The following is a 6,850-nucleotide window of genomic DNA, read 5'->3' on the forward strand; positions in this document are numbered from 1 at the left end:
AAGAGGGCAAGGTCGGTGTCAGCGCACTGCAATGGGATTTCTTTTCTCAAAATCTTTAATTGTAAGGAAATGGTAATTGTATTATAATAGAAATGATTAGTAAACTTGGATTAAGGGAGGGGTTAAATGAGCAATAAACCTTGGCAACAGATGTATCCAGAGGGGATACCGACGACGTTGATTTATGATGATAAGCCCGTGCAGGCGTATTTAAAGGAATCTGCTGTAAAACATCCTTATAAAGCATCTATTCATTTTATGGGTAGAGAGCTTACATTTAAGGAAGTGTATGAATCTTCTTTAAAGTTTGCTGCTTATTTGAAAGAATTAGGTCTTGAAAAAGGTGATCGTGTTGCTATTTTATTGCCCAATTGTCCACAGTCTGTTATTTCGTATTTCGGTATTTTGATGGCTGAAGGCGTTGTTGTACAGACTAATCCCACATATACAGAACGAGAGTTAGAGTATCAAATGAAAGATGCAGAAGCGAAAATAATTGTCACGATGGATATTTTGTTTCCGCGTGTTGCAAAGATTGCCCCGAAAACGAATATCCAACATATTATTGTAACCGCTATCAAAGACTACCTTCCTTTTCCCAAAAACCTTATATATCCTTCTATTCAAAAGAAACAATACGGTATCGTTGTAAAAGTAGAGCATGCTGGCAATCATCATTTATTTAAAGAAGTGATGAAGCAGGATGTACCGGAAGAAATATCCAGTTCATGCGATATCGACCATGATGTAGCCCTATTACAATATACAGGGGGGACAACAGGATTTCCAAAGGGAGTTATGCTGACTCATAAAAACTTAATCGCAAATACGAAGATGTGTCAAGCTTGGTTATATAAAAGCAGACCAGGTCAGGAAAAGGTGCTTGGTATTTTGCCGTTTTTTCATGTATATGGCATGACAACTGTATTGCTGCTGTCCGTTTTTGATGGCAATATGATGCTTCTTTTACCGAAATTTGATGTAGAAACGGTGTTAAAAACGATTCATAAGCACAAACCGACAATATTTCCTGGAGCACCGACTATTTATATTGGAATTTTGAATCACCCTGATTTGAAGAAGTATGACCTTTCTTCTATTAAAGCCTGCCTAAGTGGTTCCGCTCCTCTACCTCTAGAAGTACAGGAACAATTTGAACGGGTCACAGGCGGAAAATTAGTAGAAGGGTATGGGCTTTCTGAAACGTCTCCCGTCACGCATGCTAACTTTATTTGGGATGAACCGCGTGTAAAGGGAAGTGTTGGAGTCCCGTGGCCGGATACGGAAGCCGCGATTTTATCGTTAGAAACAGGTGAACCATTAGAAACGAATGAAATAGGGGAGATTGGTATTAAAGGTCCCCAGGTGATGAAAGGGTATTGGAATCGCCCGGAGGATACGGAAAATACATTTAAAAATGGCTGGCTTTTAACAGGAGATTTAGGCTATATGGACGAACAAGGCTTTTTCTACGTTGTGGAGCGTAAAAAAGATACCATTATCGCAGGTGGTTTTAATATTTATCCGAGAGAGATTGAAGAGGTTCTATATGAACATGAAGCGGTGCAGGAAGTAATAGTCGTTGGAATTCCTGATCCATATCGTGGTGAAACGGTCAAAGCTTATGTCGTTTTGAAATCTGGTCATACAGTCACGGAACAGGAGCTTAATGAGTTTGCTAGAAAGCATTTAGCCGCCTATAAAGTTCCGCGCTTATATGAGTTTAGAGAAGAGCTGCCTAAAACAACGATTGGGAAGATTTTACGTCGAGTGCTCATAGAAGAAGAGAAAAAGAAATGGGCTGAAGATGAAAAGAAAGCATAATCGCATTATACGGAGCGATAATCTTTGGCTCCGTAACTACAATTAGGTTGTACAAGTTATCCTATAAATGGTTTTATTTTGTAAAAATGTTATTGACAGTAATAAAATACCACTTTATTATAGAAACATGAATGATTATTCATTCATGTTTCTGAAAGGAGACAACTAGTGAAAAGTAGTAGGCCAAAGTATATGCAAATTATTGATGCAGCCGTTATTGTTATTGCTCAAAATGGTTACCATCAAGCTCAAGTATCAAAGATTGCTAAGCAGGCGGGAGTAGCAGATGGGACAATCTATCTTTACTTTAAGAATAAAGAAGATATTTTGATTTCATTATTCCGGGAAAAAATGGGTTACTTTGTTGAACAGATTCAAGAAGGTATTAAAGAAAAATCCAGCGCAGTGGATAAATTGTTTGTCTTGATTCAAAAACATTTTCAAATCCTTTCAGAAGACCCGAACTTAGCTATCGTGACTCAATTAGAATTAAGACAATCTAATAAAGAATTGCGTCATCGGATTAATGATGTGTTAAAAGGATACTTAGACCTTGTCGATCGAATTGTTATTGAAGGAAAAGAAACCGGCGAATTCAGGTCTACGCTTAATGTCAAGCTCATGAAAAATATGATTTTTGGCACAATGGATGAAGTGGCAACAACTTGGGTGATAAATGATCAAAAATATTCACTTACAGACCTTGTCCCAGAAGTTCATCGATTATTAACAAATGGTTGTAGTTCTAGTAATTAACGATGTTTAGATAAGAGTGGCGATATCGTCGCCCTCAACTAAACTCGATAATGAAGCTCGTTTTCCGAATGGAAAAGAAGAGTGAATACATATCAAGTGCTTATTGATGACTTGAGAATTCAGCAACCAAGATGGGGGAGAAGAAATGGAGTACTTAAAGCTTGCAGTTGAGGACCATGTTGCTTTTATTACGATTAATAGAGCACCTGCAAATGCACTTTCTACAGGAATGATTAAGGAGATATCCGAAGTCTTAGATGAACTTAGTCAGAATGAAGAAGTGAGAGTTATCTTGCTTCACGGTGAAGGAAGATTCTTTTCAGCAGGAGCGGATATTAAGGAATTTACTCAAATTGACAATGGTTCTGCTTTCTCTGCCTTAGCTGCGAATGGACAAGCGGTATTCGAAAAAATTGAAAAATTTCCAAAGCCGGTCATTGCTGCTATTCACGGAGCTGCATTAGGTGGTGGTCTTGAATTAGCGATGTCTTGTCATATTCGCTTAGTAACAGAACGAGCAAAGCTTGGTTTACCAGAGCTGCAATTAGGTTTAATCCCAGGTTTTGCAGGTACACAACGACTTCCACGTTATGTAGGTACAGCCAAAGCTGCGGAAATGTTATTTACAAGTGAACCGATTACAGGAGTGGAAGCTGTCCAATATGGTCTAGCGAACCGAGCTTACTCCGATGAAGAATTACTTTCAAAAGCGAAAGAACTAGCTTTTAAAGTAGCGAAGAAAAGCCCTCTTGCTCTAAAAGCTATTATTGAACAATTAAACTATTTAAAGCATGACTCTTATTACAAAGGTGTGGCAAATGAAGCAGCACAATTTGGAACAATTTTCGAGTCAAACGATGCAAAAGAAGGAATTAGTGCATTCATTGAAAAAAGAGAACCGCTTTTTACAGGTAAATAAGTAAAAAAACGTAAAAAAATATATTTTTTTCTAAAACATTAAAGGAATTTGTTGGATTTTGAAGAATACTTAGTATATATGGATTTTGACTTTTCAGAATCTTAGGAATTTAAAACACTCAGGAGGGATTATCGTGAACATTTATGTATTACTGAAAAGAACATTTGATACAGAAGAAAAAATTACGCTTTCTAACGGCAAAATCAATGAAGAGGGCGCTGAATTTATTATTAACCCTTATGATGAGTATGCTGTGGAAGAAGCGATTCAAGTACGAGACGCTCAAGGCGGCGAAGTAACGGTTGTTTCTGTCGGCAACGAAGAAGCTGAAAAACAACTGCGTACGGCTTTAGCAATGGGTGCCGATAAAGCAGTGTTAATTAATATTGAAGATGACATAGAAGATGGAGATCAATTTACAACATCGAAAGTATTGGCTCAATACTTAAAAGATCAAGAAGTAGATCTTATTATAGCAGGAAATGTAGCGATTGATGGCGGTTCTGGTCAAGTAGGACCACGTGTTGCAGAACTTCTTAATATTCCTTATGTAACAACGATTACAGATTTAAATATTGCAGGTACAACAGTAAGTGTTACGCGTGATGTAGAAGGGGATTCAGAAACAATTGAAACGACTCTTCCATTGTTAGTAACAGCACAACAAGGTCTAAATGAGCCACGTTATCCTTCTTTACCAGGGATCATGAAAGCGAAGAAAAAGCCGCTTGAAGAATTAGAATTGGATGATTTAGATTTAGAAGAAGATGATGTGGAAGCGAAAACAAAAACAATTGAAATCTTTTTACCACCTACAAAAGAAGCAGGAAAAGTACTAAGTGGTGACATTTCTGCACAAGTTGGTGAACTTGTTCAATTATTACGCAGTGAAGCGAAAGTCATCTAATTATTAGAGATCTTGAAATAAACAGACGAGTAAATAGATAAAAAAGAGCGCAGGAGGTTTTTATAATGGCTAGCAAGTTTCTTGTATTAGGAGAAGTTCGAGATGGTTCACTTAGAAATGTATCATTTGAAGCAATTGGTGCCGCAAAAGTTGCTGCAGATGGCGGAGAAGTAGTTGGTGTGTTAATTGGAGAAAGCGTTCAAGCTTTAGGAGTGGAATTAATTCAGTATGGTGCAGACCGAGTGGTCGTTGTAGAAGATGCTAAACTAGCTCAATATACTTCTGATGGCTTCTCACAGGCTTTGCTTGCTGTGATTGAATCAGAAAATCCAGACGGTTTAATTATCGGACATACTTCATTAGGAAAAGATTTAGCACCAAAAGTAGCTGGAAAATTAGAAGCAGGCTTAGTTTCAGATGTTACAGCTCTTGAAGTAGCAGGCGGAAACACTGTGTTTACTCGCCCGATTTATTCAGGTAAAGCATTTGAGAAGAAAATTGTTACAGGCGGCCTAGTTTTTGCAACGATTCGTCCAAATAACATTGAACCATTACAAAAAGATGAGTCTCGTTCAGGGGATGTTGTTACACTGTCTGCGAATATTACAGACTTACGTACAATTATTAAAGATGTTGTTCGAAAAGCAAGTGAAGGTGTAGATCTTTCAGAAGCAAAAGTTATCATTTCTGGTGGTCGCGGTGTGAAAAGTGCAGAAGGCTTTGAACCATTAAAAGAACTTGCAGAAGTTCTTGGTGCAGCAGTTGGAGCTTCTCGCGGTGCTTGTGATGCAGATTACTGTGATTATTCTTTACAAATTGGACAAACTGGAAAGGTTGTTACACCAGATCTATATATCGCATGTGGTATTTCCGGAGCTATCCAGCATTTAGCGGGAATGTCTAACTCGAAAGTAATTGTTGCTATTAATAAAGATCCAGAAGCAAACATCTTCAATGTTGCTGACTATGGTATCGTTGGTGACCTATTTGAAGTCGTTCCACTTTTAACAGAAGAATTTAAGAAGTTAAAAGTAAATGCTTAAATTATAGAAATACATAAGGTATTCATCGGCTCGTCTGATGAATACCTTTTTTTGTGTACATATATGTATATAGTTTCGGGAAAATTAGCGATGAAGCAAATTAATAGCACGAACGTAATCATCAATGGTATACTGTTTTTGATTATTTCAGTAAATATGAGGAGGATTTTATAAATGGCTATTGTAAATGCAACTGATCAAACTTTTGCAACTGAAACAAACGAAGGTGTTGTTCTAGTTGATTTTTGGGCTCCGTGGTGCGGACCTTGTAAAATGATTGCTCCTGTTCTTGAAGAGCTTGATAGTGAAATCGCTGGTAAAGCGAAAATCGTTAAAGTGGATGTTGATGAAAACCAAGAAACAGCTGGTAAATTTGGTGTTATGAGTATTCCAACATTAATCGTTCTTAAAGACGGTGAAGCTGTCGATAAAGTAGTTGGTTTCCAACCAAAAGAAGCTTTGGCTGACCTTCTTGCTAAACACGCTTAATGATTGCAAAAAATCTTCGAGTCTGAGACTTGGAGATTTTTTTTTGCTTTAAGAAAGTTTAATCGTTTTTAAGGATTAAACTATTAAGAAAAGACATTAACTTTCGCTATTACAGGTGATAAGTTTTGTTTTTTAGTCTCTCATAATGTAGATGCTATTTTTTAAGATAGGATTATTTCCTGTATAGTAATAATAAGAAGAAATGATAAGGCGGGGGAGTTCATGAATCAGCAAATCAAGAATAAATTAGCCCTTCTTCCAGATCAACCTGGCTGCTATTTAATGAAGGACCGTCAAGGAATAGTTATCTATGTCGGGAAAGCAAAAGTGCTTAAAAATCGTGTGCGTTCTTATTTTACAGGCTCACATGATGGGAAAACGTTACGACTTGTAAATGAAATTGAAGACTTTGAATACATTGTCACATCCTCTAACATTGAAGCTCTTATTTTAGAGTTGAACTTAATTAAACAATACGATCCAAAATATAATATTATGTTGAAGGATGATAAAACGTATCCATTTATTAAGCTTACAGCAGAGAAGCATCCTCGCCTTCTTATTACAAGGAAAGTGAAAAAAGACAAAGGGAAATATTTTGGTCCGTATCCCAATGTGACTGCTGCTACTGAAACAAAGAAGCTGCTTGATCGAATCTATCCGCTTCGTAAATGCGATACGCTGCCGAATCGAGTGTGCCTTTATTATCATCTAGGTCAGTGTCTTGCTCCTTGTGTGAAGGAGGTAGAGCAAGCACAATATACGCAAATTGTAGATGAAATCAATCGTTTCTTAAATGGCGGACATGTCGAAATAAAGAAGGCGTTAACAGAGGGCATGCATGCCGCTGCTGAAGAATTAGATTTTGAGCGAGCAAAGGAGTTACGTGACCAAATTGCTCATATTGATGTT

General features: G+C 37.3%; 7 protein-coding genes. All 7 read left to right on the plus strand.

What is annotated here, in order from left to right; all coding sequences use genetic code 11:
• Window positions 1–126 precede the first annotated feature (126 nt).
• Entirely contained in the window at window positions 127–1,824 is a 1,698-nt protein-coding gene (locus tag V7068_RS12085; RefSeq protein WP_499712998.1) for an AMP-binding protein, read from the plus strand.
• Window positions 1,825–1,992: 168 nt separating this feature from the next.
• Window positions 1,993–2,580: a fatty acid metabolism transcriptional regulator FadR gene (gene fadR / locus V7068_RS12090; RefSeq protein WP_252286948.1), complete on the plus strand. Its 588-nt coding sequence runs from the start codon at window positions 1,993–1,995 to the stop codon at window positions 2,578–2,580.
• 145 nt (window positions 2,581–2,725) lie between these two features.
• A complete protein-coding gene (locus tag V7068_RS12095) occupies window positions 2,726–3,499 on the plus strand; it encodes an enoyl-CoA hydratase (RefSeq protein ID WP_499712999.1) in 774 nt (257 codons plus the stop codon).
• Between the two features lie 133 nt (window positions 3,500–3,632).
• Entirely contained in the window at window positions 3,633–4,406 is a 774-nt protein-coding gene (locus V7068_RS12100; RefSeq protein WP_499713000.1) for an electron transfer flavoprotein subunit beta/FixA family protein, read from the plus strand.
• Between the two features lie 65 nt (window positions 4,407–4,471).
• Window positions 4,472–5,449 carry an electron transfer flavoprotein subunit alpha/FixB family protein gene (locus tag V7068_RS12105; RefSeq protein WP_499713001.1) on the plus strand — a complete coding sequence of 326 codons (978 nt, stop codon included), beginning with the start codon at window positions 4,472–4,474 and terminating at the stop codon, window positions 5,447–5,449.
• A gap of 174 nt (window positions 5,450–5,623) precedes the next feature.
• Window positions 5,624–5,938: a thioredoxin gene (gene trxA / locus V7068_RS12110; protein ID WP_499713002.1), complete on the plus strand. Its 315-nt coding sequence runs from the start codon at window positions 5,624–5,626 to the stop codon at window positions 5,936–5,938.
• Window positions 5,939–6,160: 222 nt separating this feature from the next.
• Window positions 6,161–6,850 (plus strand): excinuclease ABC subunit UvrC (gene uvrC / locus V7068_RS12115; protein WP_499713003.1); only part of this gene is annotated, 690 nt, incomplete at its 3' end.

The organism is Bacillus sp. JJ634 (assembly GCF_036962285.1).
Taxonomy (GTDB): Bacteria; Bacillota; Bacilli; order Bacillales; family DSM-1321; genus Peribacillus; species Peribacillus asahii_A.